This is a genomic window from Aliidiomarina sp. (genome assembly GCF_047920995.1).
Classification (GTDB): domain Bacteria; phylum Pseudomonadota; class Gammaproteobacteria; order Enterobacterales; family Alteromonadaceae; genus Aliidiomarina.
Genome location: NZ_JBLRWZ010000034.1, coordinates 1 through 25,552, shown reverse-complemented (window position 1 = coordinate 25,552; position 25,552 = coordinate 1). Strand labels below are relative to the sequence as shown.

Genomic DNA, 25,552 nt, shown 5'->3' with positions numbered 1-25,552 from the left:
GCAGTTAAGTTATGGCCCATTACGTAGTTGGTGATATTCACGGCTGCCTGCAACCACTGCAGAAGTTACTTGCCAAGGTTGAATTTAATCCCCGTTACGATCAACTTTGGGCGGTAGGTGATTTAATTGGCAGAGGCCCGAATGCACAAGCTACGCTAGAGTTTTTAGCCGATTTGGGGCCAGCATTGCAAACCGTTCTTGGTAATCATGATTTACACGCATTAGCCGTGTTATGCGAGTTGCGCCGGCCGAACCCCAAAGATAACACCGCAAGCTTACTGCACTCAGAAAGCCGTGATTTCTGGATAGAGTGGCTGCGCAAACAGCCGCTTTTATTAGCTGATGCAACACAATCGTTAATCGTTACCCATGCGGGTATTCATCCTCAGTGGAGCGTTGATGAAGCCGCTGGCCATGCCCAAGAAGTAGAACTCGTTTTACGTAGCAATAACTTTGTGCAGTTTCTGGAGCAGATGTATGGTAATCATCCGGTATTATGGCATGAAGATTTAGCTGGGGTTGAGCGCTGGCGGTTTATCGTGAATGTATTCACCCGCATGCGCTATCTGGAAAAACAATCATTAGCATTAGATTTAACCGAAAAATCACCACCGGCAGAGCTACCTGCCAGCAGCACTTTGATGCCTTGGTTTTCCGCCTGGCCACAAAGCCATTGGCGCATTGCATTTGGCCACTGGGCAAGTTTAATGGGGCACAGTTCCCGAAGCGATGTTATTGCCCTCGATACGGGCTGTGTGTGGGGCGAATCGCTTACTCTCTTGGATGTTGAGGGTAATAAAAAAATCAGCGTGCCGGGCTGGCTACGCTGATTCTAGATAAGCTTTGCGTAGTATGCTGCGCTACTCAAACAGGCCTATTTTGCAAGGAGCTAAGCGCTACGCCAAGGTAATCCGTGCAAATTTGCGCTTACCCACTTGATATACGGCAGTACCTAACGGCAACGTAACGCGTGCATCAGATACTTTCTCACCATCAATGCGTACGGCATTTTGTTTTACCATGCGCATCGCTTCTGATGTGGAAACCACTAAGCCCGCTTCTTTCAATACATTCGCCAAACCGCGCTCTTCTTCTGCTAACGTGAAGCTAACTTCTGGCATTTCGTCTGGAATTGCATTTTTCTGGAAACGTTGAATGAAATCTTGCTCAGCCGCTTGCGCATCGGCTTCACTGTGAAAACGCGCAATTAATTCTTTCGCCAACGCTACTTTCGCGTCGCGCGGGTTTGCCCCATTAGCAACCTGCTGTTTCAGTTCAGCGAGTTCTTCGTCACTGCGGAAGCTGAGTAAATCGAAGTATTTCCACATAAGATCATCGGAAACCGACATGATTTTACCGAACATATCGTTCGGGGCATCGGTAATGCCTACGTAATTACCCAGCGATTTTGACATCTTCTGCACGCCATCTAGGCCTTCGAGCAGCGGCACAGTAATTACCGTTTGTGGCCGTTGCCCTTCCTCTTTCTGCAGCTCTCGCCCCATCAATAAGTTAAAACGTTGATCAGTACCACCCATTTCGATATCAGCCCGCAATTCTACCGAATCCCAGCCTTGTACCAAAGGGTAGATGAACTCGTGGATGGCAATGGGTTGGCCGCCTTGATAGCGCTTCTTAAAATCATCCCGTTCCAGCATGCGGGCAACAGTTTGCCGTGAAGCTAATTTAATCATTCCCGCCGCGCCAAGCTTATTCATCCACTCACTGTTAAAGCGCACTTCGGTTTTTTCAGCATCCAGAATTTTAAATACCTGCTCTTTATACGTTTCCGCATTCGCGAGCACATCTTCTCGGCTAAGTGGCTTACGGGTTACATTTTTGCCGGTGGGATCACCTATCATGCCGGTGAAATCACCAATCAAAAACACCACTTTATGGCCGAGCTCTTGAAAAATTCGCAGCTTATTAATTAAAACCGTATGGCCTAAGTGTAAATCTGGTGCTGTTGGATCAAACCCCGCCTTTACAATAAGCTGGCGATTCTCTGATAATTTATCTTTAAGCTCCTGTTCTACCAGAACTTCATCTACACCGCGGGTAATTAACGCAAGGGCTTCCGCAACCGATTTACTCATCTTTACTCCAATTTACTCAAATGCGCTGAACTTTTTTGTTATCCTGCATTCTACTTGAATCAGCAGATGCTTTTAAGCGCTGAATTTCTGCTTATTTAAAGAATAATGCTATGATAGCAACAAAGCGACACTAGCAATCAATTAAAATGCGTTCCCCTGATGTCGAACAATACACGCGGCAAACGTTTACTTTTTGTACAAAGCAACTCACAATAAGCGCGCCGGAACGAAGTACAGAGGACCAGAACACCATGGTGAAGCCAATTCAATCTTTTTTCCAACGCTTACCAAGGCGCCATCAAATTATTATCGCCAGCGTAAGTTTGCTGCTACTCGTATTGCTCGTGTGGCCCAGTGAACAAGCGCAGGCTTCTCGCGATATGGCTAAGTTCGAAGCACTCGAGCCTGGCATACGCTACGATTTAGAACTGCACTTGGGCGAAACCTCTGCGCCTGAGCAAGCCGCCACCGGCGATTACACCTGGTTAGATTATGAAATTCGCTCTGGCGATAGCATGGCGCGTATTTTTCAGCGCTTGGGATTTAGTGCACGTCAACTCCACGATTTAACCCAAGCTGAAGATGCAGCCCTGCTGCGCCGCATTCACCCTGGTGATACCTTACGTTTTGCCAAAGACGCCGATAACCAGTTGCAGGCGCTACATTTTCGCTTAAGTGAAACCGATACTCTCGTTATTGTTCGCGAAGATGACGGTACCTATAGCAGTACACGGGAAGCAAAAACTACCGATGTGCGCATTGCCTTTGCGCGGGCAGAAATTACCAGCAACTTCTGGAATGCTGGGGTTCAGGCTGGCTTAACCCAAGGGCAAATTATGAGCCTTGCCGAACTATTCGGTTGGGACGTGGATTTCGCTCTTGATATTCGCCGCGGTGATGAATTTAGCGTGCTCTATGAAGAGCGCTTTATTGATGGTGAGTATGTTGGCACTGGCCGCATCGTAGCGGCCGAGTTTAAAAACCAAGGTGATACCTTCCGTGCGATTCTGCACGAGAATGGTAATTACTACACCGATGAAGGCCGCAATATGCGGAAAACCTTCTTACGTGCTCCGGTAGCATTTAACCGCGTATCATCAGAGTTTAATCCGCGCAGATTACACCCTGTAACTGGCCGAGTAGCGCCGCATCGCGGCATTGATTATGTAGCCCCTACCGGCACGCCAGTAATGGCCTCTGGTGATGGCCGAGTAATTGCGAGCAATTATAACAATCTGAACGGCCACTATATTTTCATTCAGCACGGCGAGCGCTATGTTACTAAATATTTGCACTTAAGCCGCCGGCAAGTACAAAACGGCGAGCGCGTGCGCCAAGGGCAGGTTATTGGTAGGGTTGGTGCCACTGGCCGGGTAACTGGCGCGCACTTGCATTATGAATTCCTCGTTGATGGCGTGCATCGCAATCCGCGTACGGTAAATCTGCCTGAAGCCGAATCATTACCGGCTTCTGAAATGGTAGCCTTTAGAGCAATTGCCGATGAGAAGTTAGCAATGATCGAAGGCCGTAAGCGCTTCTATGTTGCGATGGCAGATTAATGCACGGTGGCCACTATATAGGCGTACTCTCGGGCACTAGCCTAGATGGGCTGGATATTGTTCTTACCACCATAACGAACAGTGGCAACGTACAACAAACCGACGCGCTAAGCTGGCCACTACCTGCTGATTTACAACAACGTTGTGCACTTTTATGTACCCCAGGTAACAATGAAATCGTGCATTTCGGTATTGCCGACCGCCAGTTTGCTCTGGCGGTGGTAGCTGGCATACAAGAATTACTCAGCCGTAATCAATTACAAGCCAAAAACATTCGAGCCATTGGCAGCCATGGCCAAACAATTCGCCACCATCCCGAACTTACCCCCGCATTTAGCATACAACTCGGTTGCCCACATACCATCGCAGCGCTTTCAGGTATTGATGTGGTTGGCCAATTTCGGCAGAAAGACATTGCCTTAGGTGGCGAAGGTGCGCCCTTAGCGCCCGCTTTACACCAACAGATTTTTGCGAGCCGGGATCGCTATCGGGTGATTGCCAATATTGGCGGTATTGCCAACATTACCGCCCTGCCTCCTCACCAAATTGCCAACGACAGTGCAGCTACCAAGGTAATAGGCTTTGATTCTGGGCCTGGTAATACGCTAATGGACCATTGGGTGCAAAAACACCTGCATACGCCATTTGATCGCAATGGTGAATGGGCAGCGCAAGGAACCGCAGATAGCTCTTTGCTTGCCGAGCTGCTTAGCGATCCCTATTTCCACCGGCAAGGGCCCAAAAGCACTGGGCGCGAGTACTTCACAGCGAATTGGCTGGCAAAAGCATTACAACGCCGTTCGCAGATATCTCCAGAGAACGTACAGGCAACATTGTTAGAACTCACTGCACGCAGCCTTACCGATGCGATTATCCAGCTTGCGGGCGTTGCTACGCAGCCTGAACTGGAAGTTTACGTATGTGGCGGCGGAGCGCAAAACAAACAACTGCTGAAACGCTGCCAAGAGCTTACCAACGCATGTAATGCAAGTAATGCGAGTAATGCGCCAGCAAAAATGGCATGGCTTACTACTGAAGCGTTAGGAGTTCATCCAGATTGGGTTGAAGGCGTGCTATTTGCGTGGTTAGCCTGGGCACATTGCGCTGGTAAACAAATCAACCTTAGCTCGGTTACAGGCGCCAGCCGCCCGGCAATTCTAGGTGGTTATTTCCCCGCCCATTGAACATTGTGCCCACTGTGCCTTAAACACTGTGCCTTAAACACTGTGCCTTAAACATTGTGCCTTAAAAAAATGCTGGTAGGCATTGCGCCCACCAGCACTTACACTTTATTGCAAACTAGTAAACGCATCACGGGTGATATTTTCTGCACCGTTTGCAGTTACGCGCACACTGTCTTCAATGCGAACACCACCAAATGGGCGCAGCTCCGCAATTCGATTCCAGTTGAAATCTTCATTACCATCAAATTCTTCTAGCAATTGGTCTACTACGTAGATGCCAGGTTCAATGGTAAACACTTGGTTTTCTTCTACTTCACGCAATAACCGCAAAAATGGATGCTGCGGATTACGTTCAAACGCATCACCTTGGGCATTCTTCAAGAAACCACCCACATCATGCACCTGTAAGCCGATAAAGTGGCCCAAGCCATGCGGGAAGAACGCTCGGGTATAACCGCGTTCATAAATTGTGTTCGCATCTACTTTGAAGAAACCAAACTCTGCGAGAATCTGCGCAATCTTTTGATGCATACTTACATGCAAATCAAGATAAGAAACACCTGGCTGCACATCGGCGATAATGGCTTGTTCAGCAGTATCAACTGCTTCAATTAGCTCTGCGTAAAAGCCATCTTTGGCCGCATAGCTACGGGTGATATCGGCACAGTAGCCGTTGTAATAGGCGCCTGCATCAATTAAAAACGAGCGATGTTCGGCTGGTGCTTCAGGGTCGTACACATCGTAGTGTAATACCGCACCGTGTTGATTCAACGCCACAATACTGTTGTACGGCACCTGCGTTTCGCGAAACTTCATTGCCTGCAAATACGCCTGATTAATTTCTAATTCCGATTTACCTGCAAAAAACGCATCTCGGGCCGCGTTATGGCCGCGCGCCGCAAGTACGTTAGCCTTGCGCATGTTATCGATTTCCCACTCGGTTTTTACCGCGCGTTGGAAATGCAGGTGATCAATCAACCCTTGTGGATTAATTGCCGCTACCGGCCACTCATCGATTGGCGGGAATGTTTCGCCAAGCAATGCGGTATTCTCGAGCTCTTTGCCTAATGCACTGCGCACAGAAGCGAGATTATCGATAATGGTAACATCACAGGCTTCTTTCCATTCACCTGGTGGCAGTTGTGGCTGCGCATGCCAGAAATCCCGAGCTTGAAACAAGAATACTCGTGGCTTCTCTCCTTTGCGGTAAAAAATAAAGCTTTTCGGGCTCTCTGTTACCGGTACCCAATATTTAAAAAATGGATTCACGCGATAGGGGTAGGCATTATCATCTAAGAATGCAACCCGTGGTTGCCCAGCATAAATCAAAACGCTATCAAAGCCTTGGCTCGTTAACGCTTCATCAAACCGTTCGGCAACTACTTGCAAATGCTTTAAATAATAACTCATAGAATCCTCGAGGGTTAAAACCAGACATAAATCTATCGGCTACTACACATGATAACAAATTCCGCGTTAACACTGAAACGCAGCGTGGTGAAAGGTAGTTTCTATTAGTTGAAGGTGTGGCTTAAGAACGTTCGCGGATAGCGCGAATAATAGGTGAGTTGCCATACCCCGTTGTTTCCGCCCACTCTAAAATGGAATGGCCATTGTTATCATGTTCGAGTATTAAACGAATCGGTAAGTTGCGGGTAAGTAATAAGCCGGTGTCGGCCGCTTCAGCGATAATTGCGAACTGCAGTAGAGTGAGGCCATTACAGCGAATAGCTGTGTACATACCACGAATTCTGAGATTATGCCGATCGATGATATTTTGAAATTCGCGGCGATTATCCGCGCTAATGCTGTAACAAATATCTTTGCCAATATTTTCACCCACGAAGCCCTGATACAGCAATATCTGGCTCAACTGCGCCGATTGCCGAGTAGGTTCGTGTTGGCCAGCAAAAGCAGGATTTGCAAAGCAGGGTAAACTGATGATGTAAGCAACGATGACAACAAACCATCGATTCATAAAACTTCCTTTAACCTTGCTAAGAATACACTTACAAGAACGTGTGGTGTTTGAATCGTTGGTCATTTTTTCGCTTACAGAGTAAAAACGCAAGTGCTTTTGTGTAGCGATTTTGTTAATTATTCACCGGTTAAAATATCGATACTATGAGGAATTAAGTAGGTTTTAACCTTTCATTAAGGCCAAGGGCTAGCAACTCAAGCGCTGCATGGCAGTACAATTTTGCAACAGGGATATGCACATTTGCAAAGAATTATACGGCGAACGAGGCTCCACAGCCGCATGTGGTAGTTGCATTTGGGTTGTTTACAAAGAATCGCGCACCTTGCAACCCTTCTTCATAATCCACAACACCGCCTACCAAGTATTGTAGGCTCATTGGATCTACTACTAGGGTTACCCCTTCTTTTTGAATTTCCATATCACCTGGATTCACTTTTTCATCAAAAGTAAACCCATACTGGAAACCAGAACAACCGCCGCCGGAAACGAACACGCGTAACTTCAGTTGTGGATTTTCTTCTTCGGCAATTAACGTCCGCACTCGAATCGCAGCTGATTCAGAAAACTCAATCGGCATCGCTTGCTGTACTTCACTCATCGCGGTTGCTCCAAGGCTTAATAAAACTTCAATACCCGTATTGTCGCTTATGCTGGGTAAGCGATCAACAGCTACGCATTTAATTCGCGTTGTGTTCCTGCTCTTCTGGCTCTGCAGTAATTAATTGTTGCCACTGGAAGGTGCGTTCTGTTTGTCGGCCTTGCCGTGAACGCACATTTACATGTAATGTTTCTGGCACAAAATTCTCCGGTAATGTAAAGCTTCCCTCTGTTAAGGAAAAATAACTCATTACGAACTGAGTAGAACCTTCATCTATGCCTGCCAGTGTGAGCAAGCTGTATTCTTGGCGTGCGCCATCTCGCAAACCACGCAAGGTTAACCGTAACGAGCCTTGGGCAAGTTGCTGAATACGTTCTTGTTGCAGCAAAATCAAACGAAAATAGAAGCTATTGGTGCCCGGTAAGGCATTCACTGTCATAGAATCAATGCTAATGCCATCGGCATTTAATTCAGGCGCCATTACACGCTGATAGAAGGTTAACTCGCGGCGAATATTTGCGTTCTCATCTTGGGTAAGGCGCAGCTCTTGTTGCAGCGCTTGCGTTGCCGCCCGCTCCACATCCAGCTCAACCTGCAGAATGTTACTCCGATATTCTTGTTGCTGCATACGTTGGTGCAGGCTATCACGTTGCTGCGCAAATAAACGGGCTTCTTGCTCCAAATAGATCAAGCGGATGTTCCCCACCAAATAGCCTGCAACAGAAAACGCTATCGCGATCCCGATAAATAGCAAAACTAGCCTACGCGTTTCACTCTGCTCTCGTGTTTCTGATGGTTTCCGGTGCATGCTTTGATTCCTATTGTTTCGCAGATGCTTATGCTAAATTATTGGCGACATGATGTTAACTAAAACTCGATGAACAGGCTACGAAAGCAGCGCTTTGGCGCTTTTAACCACTACAGGTGCATAATGACAGAATTCTTAGTTTTTCAATGGTTTAAAGCGCTACATCTAATCTTTATGGTGGCGTGGTTCGCGGGCATTTTTTATTTACCCCGCCTGTTTGTTTATCATGCCGAATCGGTTGAGCCGAAAGTACATGCACAATTAAAGATTATGGAGCGGCGGCTACTCTTCTTTATTACGCCATTTATGGTACTCACGCTAATTTTTGGCTTCGGCATGATCTATATCTATGGCCTCGATTGGTTGCGCATGAGTGGCTGGATGCACATTAAGCTCGCATTAGTGCTTGTGCTCGTGGTGTACCACTTATATTGCTTTACCTTGCTGCGCGATTTTAAGAATGATCAAATCACCCGCTCAGGGCGTTGGTTCCGTTGGTTTAACGAAATGCCGGTGATTTTATTATTTATCATTATCATTTTAGCCGTATTAAAGCCCTAAACTGAGGCCGCCAGCATTTCTCATGCGGCGGCTTTCTGCTATGCTACAGCCCCAACAGCCTATCACGTTGGAACCTTCGCAAATGATGAATTTTACCGGCGCAAACATACTCTCGGTTGACCAGTTTAATCGAGAGGCAATCGAGCATATTTTCCGTATTGCTGATCTTATGGAGCCCTATGCTCATCGGCGTAAACGTACTCGGGTACTTGATGGCGCTATTTTAGGCAATCTCTTTTTTGAGCCCTCAACGCGCACACGAGTGAGCTTTGGTACAGCGTTCAACTTACTCGGCGGTGAAGTACGCGAAACCACCGGTATGGAAAGTTCGGCGCTAGCCAAAGGGGAATCGCTATTTGATACCGCTCGGGTACTATCGAGCTACAGCGATGTGATTGCCATGCGCCACCCTAAAGCCGGCTCTGTTGCCGAATTTGCTGAAGGCAGCCGCGTACCGGTAATTAATGGTGGTGACGGTGACAATGAGCACCCTACCCAAGCGCTACTCGATTTATACACCATTGAAAAAGAGCTTTCCGACCACGGCTGCCGTATTGATGGTATGCATATTTGCATGATTGGTGATCTCAAATATGGGCGTACCGTACATTCTTTGTCGAAATTGTTATGCATGTTTACGAATATTCGCCTTACCTTGGTTTCACCACCAGAATTGGCAATGCCAGGGTATATCGTAGATTTACTTACCAATGCTGGGCATCAAGTGCAGCAGGTAAATGAACTTGCCGGCTCTCTAGACACCGATATCGTGTACCAAACACGTATTCAACAAGAGCGCTTTACTAGCCTAGATGAAGCAGATAAATATCGTGGCCGGTTTCGTTTGAATAGTGAAATATATACCAAGCATTACAAGCCCAATACGGTGATCATGCACCCACTTCCGCGTGATTCTCGTGCCGAAGCGAATGAGCTTGATAATGATTTGAACCAAAACCCAAATTTAGCGATTTTTCGCCAAGCCGATAACGGCGTGTTAATCCGTATGGCACTATTTGCCGCTACGCTTGGAGTTGAACACCTTGTTAGCCGCTACGATACCGATGTTATTTGGTATAGCGACAAAGCCAATAGTTAAGAGGTTATTGCATGTCTCGTTCCGAAGATCTATTTCAAAAAGCACAACTTTCAATTCCTGGTGGGGTAAATTCCCCGGTGCGCGCCTTTAAAGGCGTAGGCGGCACTCCTATTTTTATTGAGCGTGCTCAAGGCGCCTACTTGTTCGATGTAGATGGCAATCGTTACATCGATTATATCGGCTCGTGGGGGCCTATGATTCTTGGCCACAACCACCCAGAAATTCGTGATGCCGCTATTGAAGCCGCAGAGCGTGGTTTGAGCTTTGGCACCCCTACTTCGGCTGAAATTACCATGGCTGAAAAAGTAATTTCTATGGTGCCTTCCATTGAGAAAGTGCGCATGGTGAATTCTGGTACTGAAGCAACTATGAGCGCTATTCGCTTAGCGCGCGGCTATACCGGGCGCGATAAAATCCTTAAGTTTGAAGGCTGCTATCATGGCCATGCCGATTCGTTGCTAGTAAAAGCAGGTTCTGGCGCCCTTACTTTAGGTGTGCCAAATTCCCCAGGCATTCCGGCAGACTGCGCCAAGCATACACTTACGGTTAGCTTTAATAACCTAGATGAAGTTCGCCAAGTATTTGCGGATTTAGGCGAACAAATTGCCTGTATTATCGTTGAGCCAGTAGCTGGCAATATGAATTTAATTTTACCAGAGCCAGGGTTTTTAGAAGGCTTGCGGGCAATTTGTGATGAATATGGCGCGGTACTTATTTTTGATGAAGTAATGACCGGCTTCCGCGTTGCTCGTGGGGGTGCGCAAGAATTCTTTAATGTAACCCCTGATTTAACCTGTTTAGGTAAAGTAATCGGCGGTGGTATGCCCGTTGGCGCCTTTGGCGGTAAACGCGAAATTATGGACCATATTGCACCAATGGGTCCGGTTTATCAGGCAGGAACTTTATCGGGTAATCCCGTTGCAATGGCAGCCGGGTTAGCCGCTCTGAATTTATTAAACTCAGGCTCTTTATATCAACAATTAGAAAGCCGGGTTACCGAACTTACTTCTGGCCTGCAGGAAATTGCCGACGCCAAAGGTATTCCATTTACCACTAGCCAAGCCGGCGGCATGTTCGGGTTCTTCTTCAGTGAAGAAGCAAAAGTAACCACCTATGAGCAAGCAACTCACTGCAACATGGATCACTTCCGCACCTTCTATCATGAAATGCTGAAACGTGGCGTGTACTTAGCTCCAAGCGCTTATGAAGCCGGCTTTATGTCGCTTGCTCACAGTGAAACTGATATCGAAGAAACATTACAAGTTGCCGAGCATGCTTTCACCTTGTTGAAGTGAACATACCAGGCACGCAAAGCAAATACGCTATAGTTAGTAAGAATTTATTGCAGTTGTTGGAGAAAGCATGAGTAGCGAACGTTCAAAAGGCCCGTTATATATTCCACACGCAGGGCCTTCGTTGTTAGAAACACCACTGCTAAATAAAGGCAGCGCGTTTACTCGCGAAGAGCGCATCGCATTTAACCTTACCGGGTTATTGCCGCCGCGCTATGAAACTATTGAAGAGCAAGTAAATCGCGCCTACATGCAATACCAAAGCTTCGATACACCGCTGAACAAGCATATTTATTTGCGTGCCATTCAAGATAACAATGAAACCATGTTTCATAAGTTGGTTAGCAAGCATCTTGAAGAAATGATGCCCATTATCTACACACCCACAGTGGGCAATGCATGCGAAAAGTTCTCGGATATTTACCGTAGTTCGCGAGGGCTATTTATTTCCTACGCCGAGCGTGAGCAAATGGACGACATTTTGCGCAACGCCACTAAACGCAACGTAAAAGTAATTGTAGTTACTGATGGCGAGCGCATATTGGGGCTTGGCGATCAGGGAATTGGCGGCATGGGCATTCCTATAGGTAAGCTTTCACTCTACACCGCATGCGGTGGTATTAGCCCAGCCTATACCTTGCCAGTAATGCTAGATGTTGGTACCAACAATGAAAAACTACTCAATGATCCGATGTATATGGGCGCTCGCCATAAACGGATAACGGGTAAAGAATACGATGATTTCGTAGATACATTTATTCAAGCTGTAAAACGCCGTTGGCCAAACGTAATGATTCAGTTTGAGGATTTCGCCCAGCAAACGGCGATGCCTATCCTGCGCCGTTACCAAGATCAGGTATGCTGCTTTAACGATGATATTCAGGGCACAGCTGCGGTTACCGCAGGTACTTTGTTGGCGGCCTGTAAATCAACCGGGCAAAAGCTTTCTGAGCAAAAAGTAGTATTTGTAGGCTCAGGATCAGCGGGCTGTGGTATTGCCGAGCATATTATTTCGCATATGTGTTCAGAAGGCCTTAGCCGCGAAGAAGCAAAAGCACGAATTTTTATGGTAGATCGCTTCGGGTTACTTACCGAGGGAATGGAAGGCCTGCGCGATTTCCAAGAAGAACTGGTGCAGAGCAAAGCCGCGCTTGCAGATTGGCAATACAGCGGTAATTTCGCCTCATTACTTGATGTAATGCACTGTGCGCAGCCTACAGTGCTCATCGGTGTTTCTGGGCAGCCTGGACTATTCACAGAACAAGTAATTCGGGCCATGCACCAATACACACCAGCGCCAATCATCTTCCCGCTTTCCAACCCTTCAAGCCGGGTAGAGGCGCTGCCGAGCGATGTATTGGAATGGACCAATGGTGATGCTGTGGTGGCAACAGGCAGCCCTTTTGCACCTGTGCATCGCGGAAAAACTACGTACCCCATTGCTCAATGCAACAATAGTTATATTTTCCCTGGCATCGGCCTCGGTGTATTGGCGGTAAAAGCAACCCGCATTACTGAAGAGATGCTAGTTGCAGCAAGCCGCACCTTGGCAGAGGCATCGCCATTAGCAAATGGGGAATCGAACCACTTGTTGCCTGCGATTACTGAAATTGCCGAGCTGAGTAAGAAAATTGCATTTGCAGTGGGCAAGGTGGCGCAAGAGCAAGGCCATGCACTTGAGCTTACCGATGAGGTGTTAGAGCAGCGTATTGCAAACAACTTCTGGCGTGCGCACTATCGCGAGTACAAACGGGTGAGTATTTAATTCCGCGCTTAATATAAAGTGCTACAAAAATGCCGAGCTACATGCTCGGCATTTTTATTCCTAGTGATTAACGATTAACCACCAGAGAAAACTCGCCGCCACCAACTTCGTGGCCGCTCTTCTTCGGTTTTTTCCTGCAATGCTTCCTGCACTTGTTGTTCATACTCGCTGCAATCTACCGTGGCATATTCAGGCCGAGTTATACCGGGTAAGCGCACGCTATCGGGCCGAGAGCTAACGCGGGTAGTATTAGCGAAGCAATGTTCAGCAAGCCAAATGCCGGTATCGGCATTCCATGCATACATCTGCACATTGTTGGGCGGTGTTAAATCTAACGCCCGCACTCCTGTTTGCTGCCATAACCGCTGAGCCACAGGAATACCGCCATGGCTGCCAGTTAAGCCAATCGGTTGATTATCATCTCTGCCGAGCCATACGGTGAGGATGTACTGGTTATCAAAGGATACGAACCAGCTATCGCGCAGTTCGTTGGTAGATCCTGTTTTACCACCTAACGGCTCTCGTATCTCTCGGCCTAACATTCGTCCCGTACCGTACTCCACCACGCCGAAAGATGCGTATCTAGCCAAGTATGCGGCTTCTTCGCTGAACACTCGGTGGGGTTCTCGCTGATCTAAATAAACCAGCTCGCCACGATGGGTAGTAATGCCAGCAATACTACTAAGGGCATATCCTTTGCCGTGGTTGGCTAAAAAGCCATATAACTGATTCACCTGCACCGGGCTCAAATCAATGGTGCCAAGCGCCAGCGATGGGTACGCATGAATTGCTCCAGTTGCTCCCATGCTATATAGCCTTTCCCGAACTTTCGCCGGTGTTATTGCCAGCGCGGTTTGGATTGCCGGAATATTCCGTGAATCAAGCCAGCTCTGATAAAGCGGTAAAGGCCCTAAAAACTCATTATCAAAGTTACTGGGCCGCCACTCATCGCCGCGCTCGTTACGCAAACTGAGTTCACTATCATCCAAAATGGTAGCTAAGCTGAACTCTGCTGAATCTTCGAGTGCCAAGGTATACACGAATGGCTTAATGAGTGAGCCAATCTGGCGACGCGCTTGGAAGGCGCGATTAAAGCCGCCTTGCACGCGCACGCGCCCACCCACCATTGCACGTAGAGTGCCGGTTTGATGATCGGTAACCACTGCAGCAGCCTGCACTTCGGTATCCGGTAGTTCTTGCATACGCTCCACTACCGCATGCTCCAACATAGTTTGCAGCCAAGGATCAAAGTACGTAAATACACGCAACCCGGTTTCTTGCCAGGCATTCCCCGGCACGAGTTCGCGCAGCTCACGCTGCACGTAATCAACATAATCGGCACGCTGGCGGGCTACCAAACGATTGCTAGCTCGGGTTACTAAAGGTGCTTCAATTGCCGCAAGATACTGCGTTTGGCTGATTAAATCGCCGCTATACATCAAGCGCAGCACCAAATCACGTCGATCTTGAGCTCGCTCTGAGTTCCGATAGGGGTTATATAAGGAAGGCCCTTTTACCATACCAATCAACATGGCAATCTCGGCAGGAGTTAGATCCTCTGGAGTTTTGCCATAGAAAAACTGGCTCGCCAAGCCGATACCATGAATTGCATGGCCGCGATCTTGGCCAAAGTACACCTCGTTAAAATAGGCTTCCAGAATTTCATCTTTGCTAAACCGATAATCAAGAATGAGTGCCATAAAGGCTTCATTAATTTTCCGCCGAATGGTTTGATCATGGGTTAAATACATATTCTTAATCAGCTGCTGGGTGATGGTGCTACCACCCTGTACTGTGCGTCTTGCCGCAATATTGACCAATGCCGCGCGTACTATTGAGCTGGGTTTAATACCAAAGTGATGGTAGAAATCCTGATCTTCTACCAATAATAAGGTGTCTTGCATCAATACCGGCACTTGCTCCAAACCAACCAACAGGCGATCTTCATTATTATCAGAAGCAAATCTGCCAATCAGCTGCGGCTCTAAGCGAATCTCGTTCAACGCCTGTTGCTCTGGCCAGCTTTCTAAGCCAACCAATTGCCCATTTGCGCTAAACCGCAAACGAATTCTTACACCCGGCTCTACCCGATCAGGAAAATCAAAAGCGCGGCGAAACACCAAGAGATCATTGCCCTGTTGCTGATATTCGCCAGGATTCCGCGCATAACGGCTATTGCGATAATCAAGAGTTTGCAACTCGCGAAGAATCTCCTCACGCTGCAGTTGTTGCTGGGTATCAATTACCATTGCTCGGCTATACAGCAGTGCCGGAGCCTCGTAACGTGCATTGGCAAAACGTTTACTCAGCATTGTGTCTAAATACATGAGATAGAACACTAGCAACACCAGGCCCAATACTGCCAGCTTCCACAGCACCCCAAACAGCCTGCGTTGCCAGCTGCGTTGCGTTTTCTGCTTATGCGCAGTTTTACCAGCATTACCCTTGCTTACTTTTTGCGAGCGCTTTGCTGGGCGCGATGGTTGTTTCTTGCTCATCGTTGCTCTTGGTTTCCTAATGCACGTTTCGTTAAATGTGTTGCCTGTGCCGATTCAGGGTGTTCTGGCCATGGGTGCTTCGGGTAACGCCCGCGCATTTCTTTGCGAACATCTACATAACCATTGCGCCAGAATGAAGCCAAATCATTCGTTTTCTGTAACGGCCTTCCAGCAGGTGATAACAATTCAAATGTAAGCACCAAGTTACCACGTAAAAGCCGCGGCGATATGGGTGTACCGAATACCTCTTGCAGTTTCAGCGCGCACACAGCAGCACCATGCTGCTCATACCCAATTTTATGGCTGCGGCCACTGGGCGCTTGCCACACAAGAGGCAAAAGTTCAGCCAGCTGTTGCTCACCCTGGTAATTTGTGGCTTGCCCAAAATAGGCGCGTAATGCTTCACGCGGTTGCCAAGCCAATGCCTGCTGGTAGGTTTTCACACCCATCAAATACGGTATTGCCCAGGCCGAAAAATTTGCTACTAACTGGCTCGGCTGCCAATCGGCGGCTGATAAATTTAATTCTTGCGCGGCCATCTTTACCCGCAACAGCCATTCGTTATCCATAGCGGAAAATAGTGCTGTACCGCGCGCTTTAATAACCTCTGCTACTGCAGCCAAGCGCTGCTCTTCATTCGGCTCGGCAGTAAGTGCTTGTTCGCTAAATAACAACGCACCTAAGCGTTGCTCGGCCACTAACTGCAACGTGCCTTTGTTCCCCTGCCAGCGCCAACTTTCCGTAACCGGTATCGATTTCGCTACCCACTCTTTTAGCCAAGTATCCGATAATGCTAAGCCCTGCCACATTCGGGCTTCGTTATCTTTTTCTTGCCAACTTAATTGCGTTGCTAAGTACCACTGCGGCCATTCTGCCTGAGCGCCGCCTGCAGGCTGCAAGGCTACACCGGTAGCCATTTGATAGCGGCTCGCAACCGCACCACTTTTACCAGAGCTCACCGAGCGAGTTTGCAACTGGCATAGGCGTTTTGGCATTACCTGTAGCAGTAGTTCGGCTAAAATTTCGTTGCTGGGCACATGTTCCGGCAATTGTACTTTTAGTACCGTACACCAATGCGCCAAGCGCCGCTGCGTTTGCCGATATCCCTGAGTGCCCTTGTTATTCCTCGCCACCCCAACCTTCGCGGCTGCGAGCAACTCTTGCAACACATCTCGCAGCTCTCCCGGTTCACGATGCTCCTGCGCATCAAAATGGCCTGCCAATAGCGCCGCTGCTTGGCGATAGGCCACATTCTCAGCATAACGCGGTGTTTCAGTAACTAGCGCCAGCATATTTGCCACATCAATATCGGCACCAAAGCGCTGAGCTGCTCGGCCGATATCGGTAAGCTGATACGCATCCTGTTGCGTTGGTTTCTGTGCAAGCAAGCCGCTGGCACACAACTGCAACCGAGCAGAATGCAACGCGTTGGCCGGTGGCGGCGTGAACCAGGCCATGTGTTCTGGCGCGCTACCCCAAGCACATGCTTCCATCACCAAGCTGCGTAAATCTTCACTCTCAATGGCTGGCACCGCATACGCCGCAAAGCCTTGCTGCATTCCCTCTGGCCACATGCGAAAACAATGCCCAGGGCCGGTTCTTCCTGCCCTTCCAGCGCGTTGGGTTGCCGCCGCTTGAGAGATGTAACGAGTTTGTAACTGAGTAAATTGGTATTTCGGCAAATACTTCGCTTGTCGTTCACGGCCGCTATCAACTACAACATCAATATCTGGGATGGTTAAACTCGTTTCCGCCACATTGGTAGCGAGCACCAATTTAATCCCTTGCCCCTTCGCTAACGGGGTAAGGGCCACACGCTGTTCTGCCAGTGCCAAACCACCATACAATTCGATACAGCACACCTCGTTAGCAAACGACAGCTGTTGCCGTAACCAACGAATTTCGCGCTGACCAGGCAAGAACACCAACACGCCCTGCTCGGCTAATGCTAGCGCTTCGTAAATCACCGCCGGCATCGCTTTAAGCCAATCGGCAGAGTGCGCAGGCGAACGGTAATAATGCTGTATTGGAAACTGCCGCCCAGAACTGTGAAACACTTGGTTTGCTACATCTTGCTGCGTTAGCCATTGCGCTAGTGCCGCTCCCGGCAATGTTGCCGACATGATCAACAACTGCAATTCTGGTTTTAACTCACGCGCTTCCAATGCGAGGGCGAGCCCAAGATCACAATGCAAGTTTCGTTCATGGAACTCATCAAAGATAATAAGCCCCACATCGGGCAGCTCAGGATTGCGTTGTAACATGCGCGTTAACATACCATCAGTAACCACCAACAGCCTTGTTTTTGCAGAATTCTTACGCTCCTGCCGAACCCAATACCCTACCCGCTCGCCTACCTGCTCACCGAGTGTTTCGGCCAGATAATGGGCAATACTTACGGCTGCCACTCTACGTGGCTGAACTAAAATAATCAGTTGCTGATCGGCAATGGGCAATGCCGCCAATAAAGCTAAAGGGATTGCGGTGGATTTACCTGCACCAGGAGGCGCTTGCAAAATACATACGTGGTTTGCCAGAGCTGGCAATAATTCGGGAATAATCGCCGTAACCGGCAATGTAGATGTGCTCATATGCACCTATCGTTGTGCTTACAACAAGGGGCTCCACAGAGCCCCTATACGAAGTTCACTTACGCTTCATTGTACGTGTTTAAAATTCGCGCGATGTTGCGTATACCCAAACCAGTGGCGCCTGCGGCCCACAAGCCATTGGCAGTGCCATGGTAAGCACCGGCTAAATCGAAATGTAACCAGCCTTTGCCTTGTTCAGGAGCAAATCGTAATAAGAAGCCCGCTGCGTTACTAGCACCGCCGGCACCACCGCCTTTAATTGGCTTACTATTCGCCGTATCGGCAAACGCTGAAGGGCAGTTATCTTGATGCCATGGGGTAAGTGGTAAACGCCACAATGGTTCAGCTTCCGCTTTCGCTGCTTGCAATGCGAACTCGGCGAACTCTTCATCTACACTGAATAACGCATTATATTCTGTACCTACAGCAACTTGCGCTGCGCCCGTTAACGTAGCGGCATCAATAATGCGCTTCGCACCCAATTCGCCAGCACGTAATAAACCATCCGCTAACACAACTCGGCCTTCAGCATCCGTGTTTACAATTTCCACAGTAACGCCATTCTTGTAAGTAATGATATCGCCATTTTTATAAGCGGTACCATCAATCATGTTTTCAGCACAGCACAGTAGCAGTTTTACGCGTTTGTTCAGGCCATTTTTAATAGCCAACAGAAGTGCTGCTGCAACAGTGGCTGCGCCACCCATATCGCACTTCATTGCCACCATGCCTTCGTTACTTTTAATGCTGTATCCGCCCGTATCGAACGTAATTCCTTTACCAATTAAGGCAAAATCAATTGCGGCACTATCATCACCGGTTGGATTAAAATCAAGCTCTAATAACGCTGGAGCGCGTTTACTGGCGCGGCCAACCGTATGAATGCCATACCAACCCTCTTCTAATAACGCATCGCCAGCAACCAAGCGATGGGAGATGTGCTTACCAGCGGCTTGGGTAAGTTTTTCCACTACCCGCTCGCACAACTCTTCTGGATAGATTTCTGCAGATGGTAAATTAATCAGCTCTCGTGCCCACCGGCTTGCTTCGGTAATCGCCTGCAGTTGCGGTTTATCTGCAGCTTGGAAGTTTACCTGGTTGGTGCTTTTGGTATCTGTAAAGCCCATACTTAACGCCCACTGTCGATCTACATTCCAGTTACTTCCTACTGGCTCAATCTCGGTGATTCCTAGTTGCTCAAGCTTACGCCCTGCTTGTTGAATGCTGCGTAATAACAACGCTTCATCGCCCTGTAAAATTACATGCATACCAGCATCATTTAAATAACAACGGCTAGTGCCGCGATAATGAGCTGGGGCTGGCGTTTCTGTTAAGTGAACCGGTACTGCACTAGACATAATAATAATCTCCGCGTATTTTGCCTGGAATCATAAAGCAGGAAAGTTGCTAATCGAAACTTTCACACTTTGAATTAACACTGTAACGGGAAAGCAAGTGCCGATGCAATTTGAACTGCCACACAATGCCCCTTTGAATAACGCTATTCTACACCGAAGATACAAACGTTTCTTGGCTGATATTGAAACAAATGCTGGTGATGTGATTACCATTCACTGCCCCAACACCGGTGCAATGACAGGTTGCGCTGAACCCGGCAGCACGATTTGGTTTAGCACAAGTAGCAACAAAAACCGCAAATACCCCCATACTTGGGAGCTTACCCATACCAAAAGCGGTGATTGGATATGCGTGAATACGGGCCGCGCCAATAGTTTAGTAGAGCAAGCCATTCACGATGGCCACATTGCTGAGTTAAACGGCTACGCCACCCTACAACGGGAAGTGAAGTATGCCGAGAATAGCCGCGTGGATATTAAATTGAGTGCGGGCAGTGCTGCTGATGCCTTCGTAGAAGTGAAAAGTGTAACCCTGTGCGAAGATGGCCAAGGATACTTTCCCGACGCAGTGTCTACTCGAGGGCACAAACATCTAGCGGCGCTAATGGCAATGCGGGCTGAAGGTTATCGCGCGGTATTGGTATATGCGGTGTTGCATTCTGCGATCCAAAATGTGCGTCCTGCTGTACATATAGACCCACGCTATAGCGAGCTACTAGCAGAAGCCAAAGCAGCCGGTGTGGAAATCATCGAAGTATTCTTTAACATTAGTGAGAAAAAAATTGTTTGTACTGGCAGTAATTCACAGCAGCAACCTTGAAATTTGCGTAATGTGCCCCAACTAAGGCCGCTGGCGATTAAATTGCACGCCTTATTTTATTCTGATATACATACCCATCTTTTTATTTGAGTGGGCTTATTTTTAGGTAGGTATCGCCTCCTGGAGGATTGAAAACATGTCTGATGCGGCTAAGGAAAAGAAAGCGCACGGGGTTTTGGCTATGGCTGATTTATCGCCATACCAAGAGAAAGCAGGCGAAGAATACATGAATGATGCGCAACGTGAGCACTTTCGCCGTATTCTCCAAGCCTGGCGCTCGCAGTTACGCGAAGAAGTGGATCGCACCGTTGGGCATTTGAAGGAAGAAGCTTCGAATTACGCTGATCCAGTTGATCGTGCAGCGCAAGAAGAAGAGTTTGCGATTGAGCTACGTACCCGGGATCGGGAGCGTAAGCTGATTAAGAAAATCGAAAAAACGCTCGAGCTAATTGAGCGCAATGATTTCGGTTACTGCGAATCTTGCGGCATTGAAATTGGTATTCGGCGTTTAGAAGCTCGGCCTACAGCTGATTTATGTATCGATTGTAAGAGCCTTGCCGAAATCCGCGAAAAGCAAATGAAAGGGCATTAATTGCCAAATGCCTATGGCAACACCAGCAGCGGTTCCTAGCTATCGTGGGCGGTTCGCCCCTAGCCCTTCCGGGCCGCTGCATGCTGGTTCGTTGGTAGCTGCTTTAGGTAGCTACCTCGATGCCCGCGCTCATCACGGCACTTGGCTAGTGCGCATTGAAGATATCGATCCACCTCGTGAAATTGCGGGTGCAGCCGATACCATTTTGCAGCAACTTGAAAGCCACGGTTTGTATTGGGATGAGCCTGTTACCTGGCAAAGCCAAAATTCGCCGCGCTATCTACAACGCCTTCAGCAACTACAAGCTGCAGGGCTTACCTATTTTTGTACCTGCACACGAGCCGAAATTAAAGCACGCGGTAATCATTACGATGGCTTTTGCCGTAATTTGCAGCGGGCCCCTAATGGCGCTGCTGTTCGCCTGCTTAATCTAAACCCAGTGCAACAATTCTTTGATCGTTGGCATGGTAGCGTACAGTTAGCACCTGCATTAGCGAATGAAGATTTTGTACTGCGCCGCCGCGACCAATTATGGGCTTATCAACTGGCTGTAGTGGCAGATGATTATGCCAGCGGAATTACTGATATTGTACGTGGCGAAGATTTATTGCACGCCAGTGGTTGGCAACTTACCCTTTGGCAAATTTTTAGCCAACTCGATAAAGGCGTTTCTCTGCCGCGTTTAGCGCACTTGCCTCTTATCCTTGGTGAGGATGGCCGCAAGCTCAGTAAGCAGAATCATGCAACGCCCATTATCGCGGCGAATGCGGCAGAGAACTTACATATGGCAAGTAATGCGCTGGGCCTTAAATTACCGCACCCAAACGAATACGATTCGCTGGAAGCATATTTGCAGATTGCGGCGCACGCTTGGCAGGGCAGGTATGCAAGTACGCCTGAGGCCGGTTTTGCAAAAGAATAACTGCGTGGTTCATGAAACGAATGGCTGCTAGCATAAAAGTAGGTTAAAATTGCCGCCAATTTGTGCAACGAGTGCACCGCTAAATGAGTTTATAAGGAGTATGGCGATTATTAAGCAACTCGCTAAATTTGCTAAAAAAATGCTGCCCGCTAAAAGCGTGAGTGCAGTAGCTGAAGTGTTACCTGAACCAATCAAAATACCACGCTCGAAGCACCCTATTTCGCGCAATGACATTTCTGAAAATGCCCTGAAGGTATTATACCGTTTACACAAAGGTGGCTTCGAAGCCTACCTAGTGGGCGGTTGCGTGCGTGATTTGTTACTTGGGGTAGTACCGAAAGATTTTGATGTGGCCACTAATGCCAGCCCTGAGCAAATTCGTAGCTTATTCCGTAATTGCCGCCTCATCGGCCGCCGCTTTCGCTTAGCACACATTGTATATGGCCGAGATATCATTGAAGTAGCAACCTTTCGTGGCCATCATTCCGATGAAAGTGATAGTGGCCAAAACATCTCCAAACAAAATGAAGATGGTATGTTGGTGCGCGATAATGTGTACGGCACTATTGAAGAAGATGCCCAGCGCCGCGATTTCACTATTAATGCACTGTATTACTCAATTGCCGATTTCGCGATTTATGATTTCGCCAACGGTATCGCCGATTTAGAACAAGGGCTAGTGCGTTTATTAGGCGACCCAGAGCAACGCTACCGGGAAGATCCGGTACGGATGTTACGGGCTGTTCGTTTCGCCACTAAACTGGGTTTGCGAATTGAACAACAAACAGAAGAGCCGATTAAACGCTTATCGGGTTTGTTGGATAACATTCCGCCCGCGCGTTTGTTTGAAGAGTTCTTAAAGTTATTCTTGGCCAATCGTGCGCAAGCAAACTTCGAACGCCTTACGGAACTGAATTTGTTCCAATATCTATTTCCGGTACTGAAAGCACCGTTGAAGCAACATGATAGCCTTGAATACCGCATTGCCAACCAAGTATTTGCCGATACGGATCAACGCCTTGGTATCGATAAGGGCGTAAATCCGGCCTATTTATTTGCCGCCTTGTTGTGGTACCCAATGTCGGCGCGCGCCGATGAAATTGTGCAAGAAAGTGGTTTACCAATATACGATGCGATGCAAATTGCTGCTGCTGATACGCTCAGCCGGCAATCCCGCAGTATTTCTATTCCTAAGCGCTTCAGTATTCCCATGCGTGATATTTGGTTGTTGCAACTCAGGTTGCAACAAACTCATCCGCGCCGTGCGTTGCGCTTACTTAGCCATCCTAAGTTTCGCGCTGGCTATGATTTCTTGCTACTGCGCGGCAAGGTGGAAAATAATAAAGAACTGATTGAGCTTGGTAAGTTCTGGACCGATTATCAGAAACAAAACCCGAACGAAGTTCAAGCAACTGGCACCAAACCGAAATCAGCTCGGCGCCCACGTAAACGTGGCCCGAATCGCCGGAAATCGGGGCCAAGCACAGGTGGTAGCACCGGTAATAACGGGTAGCACTCATGAGTACTAGCTCAGTGGCACCATATCGTTGCTACATTGGCCTTGGGGCGAACTTAGCAACCCCAGAGCAAGCCATTACCAGCGCGCTGAATGCGCTTGCTCAGCATCCCCACATTAGCGCGGTGCAATGCTCTTCGCTATATCAAAGCAAGCCCATGGGGCCGCAAGATCAACCCGATTACACTAATGCAGTTGCTACATTGCAGAGTGAACTGGCTCCCCTTGAACTCCTAGATTTACTGCAACAGATTGAAAATCAGCATGGTAGAGTGCGCAACCAGCATTGGGGGCCACGCACCCTCGATTTAGATATTCTGCTGCTGTATCAAAACAACGCCCCGTTAACGATGCAAACCTCGCGCTTAAGCGTGCCTCATCCTGGCCTCGAGTTACGCGAGTTTGTATTAATTCCACTCGCTGAAATTGCACCAACACTTGATTTACCTAGCGGAAACTCAGTACAGTGGGCGGCAGCCAACATTCCTAAGAATGGTTTACACATTATTGCTCACCCACCCATTACTTCACTTTAGGTGAAACCAATACACAGGACCACGCTATGAGCCGAATTCGTACTGCTGGATTACTCAAAATGAAGCAAGAGGGCAAGAAAATTACCGCCCTTACCGCCTATGATGCGAGCTTCGCAAAACTTTTTGCGGATAACGGTGTGGATGTGATGCTGGTAGGTGATTCACTGGGAATGGTGTTGCAAGGGCTTGATTCTACCTTACCGGTAACCACGCAAGATGTGGCCTACCACACTACCTGTGTTCGCAATGGCGCTAAAAATGCATTTGTTATCGCCGACATGCCGTTTATGAGCTATCCGGATGTGGCTACCGCCTGCCAAGAAGCAGCAACACTTATGCGTGCTGGTGCCAACATGGTAAAACTTGAAGGTGGCGAATGGCTAGTGCCGATCGTAACCGCATTAACGCGCCAAGGAATTCCAGTATGTGCGCATCTTGGCTTATTACCGCAATCCGTAAATGTAATTGGCGGCTATAAGGTGCAAGGGCGCAATAGTGAAGCGGCCGATAAATTAGTACATGATGCCCAAGCGCTAGAAGCTGCTGGTGCGCAATTAGCTGTTGTGGAATGCATTCCAAGTGATGTTGGTGAGCGCGTTTCACAAGCCGTAAACATGCCGGTAATCGGCATTGGTGCCGGCAACCGCACCGATGGGCAAATTTTGGTAATGCACGATATGCTTGGTATGAACGCGGATTATTTACCTAAATTCACCAAAAACTTTTTAACCGGCCACGATAGCCTTGCCGCCGCTGTTAGCGCTTATGTAAGTGCAGTGCGAGATGGAAGTTTTCCGGGGCCCGAACATAGCTTCGCTGAATAGCAGCGATGTCCAGATTAAGCTGCACCAACCGTGTTGCACTGAATCGCACTACAGAACAGAGAAATCGTTATGCTACAGCTAAGCACCCTTGAAGCGCTTCGAAACACCCGTACGGCCTGGGCAAATGAGCGGGCCAGTGTGGCTTTTGTGCCCACCATGGGCAACTTACATGCTGGTCATTTACGCTTAGTGGAGCATGCCAAAACACTTGCTGATAAAGTGATCGTAAGTATTTATGTAAACCCAATGCAGTTTGGCGCTAACGAAGATTTGGATAGCTATCCGCGTACCCTTGCCGCTGATATGGAAAAACTCGAACAAGCAGGAGCGCATGCGGTATTTACGCCTACTACTGATATGGTGTACCCACGTGGTTTAGCCGAGCAAACCTTTATTGAAGTGCCAGCGATCAGCGATATTCTTTGCGGAGCTTCAAGGCCCGGGCATTTTCGCGGTGTGGCCACTATCGTGAACAAGCTGTTCAATATGGTACAGCCTGATCATGCGGTATTTGGCAAAAAAGATTATCAGCAACTGATGGTAATTCGCCTTATGGTGGATGATCTTTCGATGCCGGTAATCATTCACGGTGTAGCTACTGAGCGTGCCAGCAATGGCTTAGCGCTAAGCTCGCGAAATGGCTACTTAGCGGCGGCCGAACGCGAGCAAGCAACCGCTATTTACCGCACCATGCAAAGCGCTGCAACTGCTTTGCAACAGCATGCAACTAGCGTGAGCGAAGAACAAATTAAAACCGTTGAGAGCCGGTGCCAACTGCAGTTGAAGCAGGCGGGTTTTACCCCAGATTATGTAAGCATTCGTAGCCAACGTGATTTAGGAGCAGTAAAAGAAGGTGAGCGTGAACTGGTGATTTTAGTAGCTGCCTACCTGGGCAAAACTCGGCTTATTGATAATCTTGAAGTAAGCCTTACGCTTGGCGCACAGTAGCGGC

22 protein-coding genes are annotated in these 25,552 nt (G+C 48.3%); 14 read left to right on the top strand and 8 right to left on the bottom strand.

Translation table 11 applies throughout. The annotated features are described in order from the left end of the window. Positions 1-11 precede the first annotated feature (11 nt). Positions 12-830, top strand: a complete 819-nt coding sequence (locus ACNA7P_RS09315; protein WP_416258355.1) for a symmetrical bis(5'-nucleosyl)-tetraphosphatase — start codon at positions 12-14, stop codon at positions 828-830. A 66-nt stretch (positions 831-896) separates the two neighbouring features. Here ACNA7P_RS09315 and tyrS read toward each other — a convergent pair whose 3' ends face one another. After that, on the bottom strand, positions 897-2,096 hold the full coding sequence (gene tyrS, locus ACNA7P_RS09310) for a tyrosine--tRNA ligase (protein WP_416258354.1): 1,200 nt from the start codon (positions 2,094-2,096) through the stop codon (positions 897-899). A 251-nt stretch (positions 2,097-2,347) separates the two neighbouring features. Here tyrS and ACNA7P_RS09305 point away from each other — a divergent pair, with 251 nt between their 5' ends. Then, positions 2,348-3,655: a peptidoglycan DD-metalloendopeptidase family protein gene (locus tag ACNA7P_RS09305; protein ID WP_416258353.1), complete on the top strand. Its 1,308-nt coding sequence runs from the start codon at positions 2,348-2,350 to the stop codon at positions 3,653-3,655. After that, on the top strand, positions 3,655-4,839 hold the full coding sequence (locus tag ACNA7P_RS09300; RefSeq protein WP_416258352.1) for an anhydro-N-acetylmuramic acid kinase: 1,185 nt from the start codon (positions 3,655-3,657) through the stop codon (positions 4,837-4,839). The genes ACNA7P_RS09305 and ACNA7P_RS09300 overlap by 1 nt, the downstream gene beginning before the upstream one ends. A 105-nt stretch (positions 4,840-4,944) precedes the next feature. On the opposite strand, the gene pepQ is transcribed toward ACNA7P_RS09300, so the two are convergent. From pepQ to ACNA7P_RS09280, 4 genes are all read right to left on the bottom strand, one after another. After that, on the bottom strand, positions 4,945-6,249 hold the full coding sequence (pepQ, locus tag ACNA7P_RS09295; protein ID WP_416258351.1) for a Xaa-Pro dipeptidase: 1,305 nt from the start codon (positions 6,247-6,249) through the stop codon (positions 4,945-4,947). A gap of 121 nt (positions 6,250-6,370) precedes the next feature. Continuing rightward, positions 6,371-6,817: a DUF3718 domain-containing protein gene (locus tag ACNA7P_RS09290; protein ID WP_416258350.1), complete on the bottom strand. Its 447-nt coding sequence runs from the start codon at positions 6,815-6,817 to the stop codon at positions 6,371-6,373. 253 nt (positions 6,818-7,070) lie between these two features. After that, entirely contained in the window at positions 7,071-7,418 is a 348-nt protein-coding gene (gene erpA / locus ACNA7P_RS09285; RefSeq protein WP_416258349.1) for an iron-sulfur cluster insertion protein ErpA, read from the bottom strand. A 79-nt stretch (positions 7,419-7,497) separates the two neighbouring features. Next, positions 7,498-8,226, bottom strand: coding sequence for a DUF6776 family protein (locus tag ACNA7P_RS09280; RefSeq protein WP_416258348.1), 729 nt, complete (start codon positions 8,224-8,226; stop codon positions 7,498-7,500). Positions 8,227-8,349: 123 nt separating this feature from the next. Between ACNA7P_RS09280 and hemJ the strand changes: the two genes are divergently transcribed. From hemJ to ACNA7P_RS09260, 4 genes are all read left to right on the top strand, one after another. Further along, positions 8,350-8,787: a protoporphyrinogen oxidase HemJ gene (gene hemJ / locus ACNA7P_RS09275; RefSeq protein ID WP_416258347.1), complete on the top strand. Its 438-nt coding sequence runs from the start codon at positions 8,350-8,352 to the stop codon at positions 8,785-8,787. An 82-nt stretch (positions 8,788-8,869) separates the two neighbouring features. After that, the gene (locus ACNA7P_RS09270; protein ID WP_416258346.1) at positions 8,870-9,886 is read left to right on the top strand and encodes an aspartate carbamoyltransferase; all 1,017 of its coding nucleotides are present in this window, start codon (positions 8,870-8,872) and stop codon (positions 9,884-9,886) included. Between the two features lie 11 nt (positions 9,887-9,897). After that, positions 9,898-11,181, top strand: coding sequence for a glutamate-1-semialdehyde 2,1-aminomutase (gene hemL / locus ACNA7P_RS09265; protein ID WP_416258345.1), 1,284 nt, complete (start codon positions 9,898-9,900; stop codon positions 11,179-11,181). Positions 11,182-11,248: 67 nt separating this feature from the next. Then, positions 11,249-12,943 (top strand): NAD-dependent malic enzyme, encoded by a 1,695-nt coding sequence (locus ACNA7P_RS09260; protein WP_416258344.1) that lies wholly within the window; start codon positions 11,249-11,251, stop codon positions 12,941-12,943. Between the two features lie 74 nt (positions 12,944-13,017). Here the strand turns inward: ACNA7P_RS09260 and mrcB are convergent, their stop codons facing one another. Genes mrcB through pepB form a run of 3 tightly spaced genes read right to left on the bottom strand, consistent with a single transcriptional unit; the run spans position 13,018 to position 19,390 of the window. Continuing rightward, the gene (gene mrcB, locus ACNA7P_RS09255; protein WP_416258343.1) at positions 13,018-15,441 is read right to left on the bottom strand and encodes a penicillin-binding protein 1B; all 2,424 of its coding nucleotides are present in this window, start codon (positions 15,439-15,441) and stop codon (positions 13,018-13,020) included. Further along, positions 15,438-18,032 (bottom strand): ATP-dependent helicase HrpB, encoded by a 2,595-nt coding sequence (hrpB, locus tag ACNA7P_RS09250; protein WP_416258342.1) that lies wholly within the window; start codon positions 18,030-18,032, stop codon positions 15,438-15,440. The genes mrcB and hrpB overlap by 4 nt, the downstream gene beginning before the upstream one ends. 59 nt (positions 18,033-18,091) lie before the next feature. Next, positions 18,092-19,390, bottom strand: a complete 1,299-nt coding sequence (pepB, locus tag ACNA7P_RS09245) for an aminopeptidase PepB (protein WP_416258341.1) — start codon at positions 19,388-19,390, stop codon at positions 18,092-18,094. A gap of 103 nt (positions 19,391-19,493) precedes the next feature. On the opposite strand from pepB, the gene sfsA reads away from it, so the two are divergent. The 7 genes from sfsA to panC all read left to right on the top strand — a co-directional run bounded on the left by sfsA (position 19,494) and on the right by panC (position 25,548). Then, positions 19,494-20,210 carry a DNA/RNA nuclease SfsA gene (sfsA, locus tag ACNA7P_RS09240; protein ID WP_416258340.1) on the top strand — a complete coding sequence of 239 codons (717 nt, stop codon included), beginning with the start codon at positions 19,494-19,496 and terminating at the stop codon, positions 20,208-20,210. A gap of 136 nt (positions 20,211-20,346) precedes the next feature. Beyond that, on the top strand, positions 20,347-20,802 hold the full coding sequence (gene dksA, locus ACNA7P_RS09235; protein WP_416258339.1) for an RNA polymerase-binding protein DksA: 456 nt from the start codon (positions 20,347-20,349) through the stop codon (positions 20,800-20,802). A gap of 13 nt (positions 20,803-20,815) precedes the next feature. Continuing rightward, on the top strand, positions 20,816-21,724 hold the full coding sequence (gene gluQRS / locus ACNA7P_RS09230; protein WP_416258338.1) for a tRNA glutamyl-Q(34) synthetase GluQRS: 909 nt from the start codon (positions 20,816-20,818) through the stop codon (positions 21,722-21,724). A 139-nt stretch (positions 21,725-21,863) separates the two neighbouring features. Beyond that, positions 21,864-23,237: a polynucleotide adenylyltransferase PcnB gene (gene pcnB, locus ACNA7P_RS09225; protein ID WP_416258356.1), complete on the top strand. Its 1,374-nt coding sequence runs from the start codon at positions 21,864-21,866 to the stop codon at positions 23,235-23,237. 5 nt (positions 23,238-23,242) lie between these two features. Beyond that, positions 23,243-23,776 (top strand): 2-amino-4-hydroxy-6-hydroxymethyldihydropteridine diphosphokinase, encoded by a 534-nt coding sequence (gene folK / locus ACNA7P_RS09220; protein ID WP_416258337.1) that lies wholly within the window; start codon positions 23,243-23,245, stop codon positions 23,774-23,776. Between the two features lie 26 nt (positions 23,777-23,802). After that, on the top strand, positions 23,803-24,600 hold the full coding sequence (gene panB, locus ACNA7P_RS09215; protein ID WP_416258336.1) for a 3-methyl-2-oxobutanoate hydroxymethyltransferase: 798 nt from the start codon (positions 23,803-23,805) through the stop codon (positions 24,598-24,600). A gap of 69 nt (positions 24,601-24,669) precedes the next feature. Further along, a complete protein-coding gene (gene panC / locus ACNA7P_RS09210) occupies positions 24,670-25,548 on the top strand; it encodes a pantoate--beta-alanine ligase (protein WP_416258335.1) in 879 nt (292 codons plus the stop codon). Positions 25,549-25,552 lie beyond the last annotated feature (4 nt).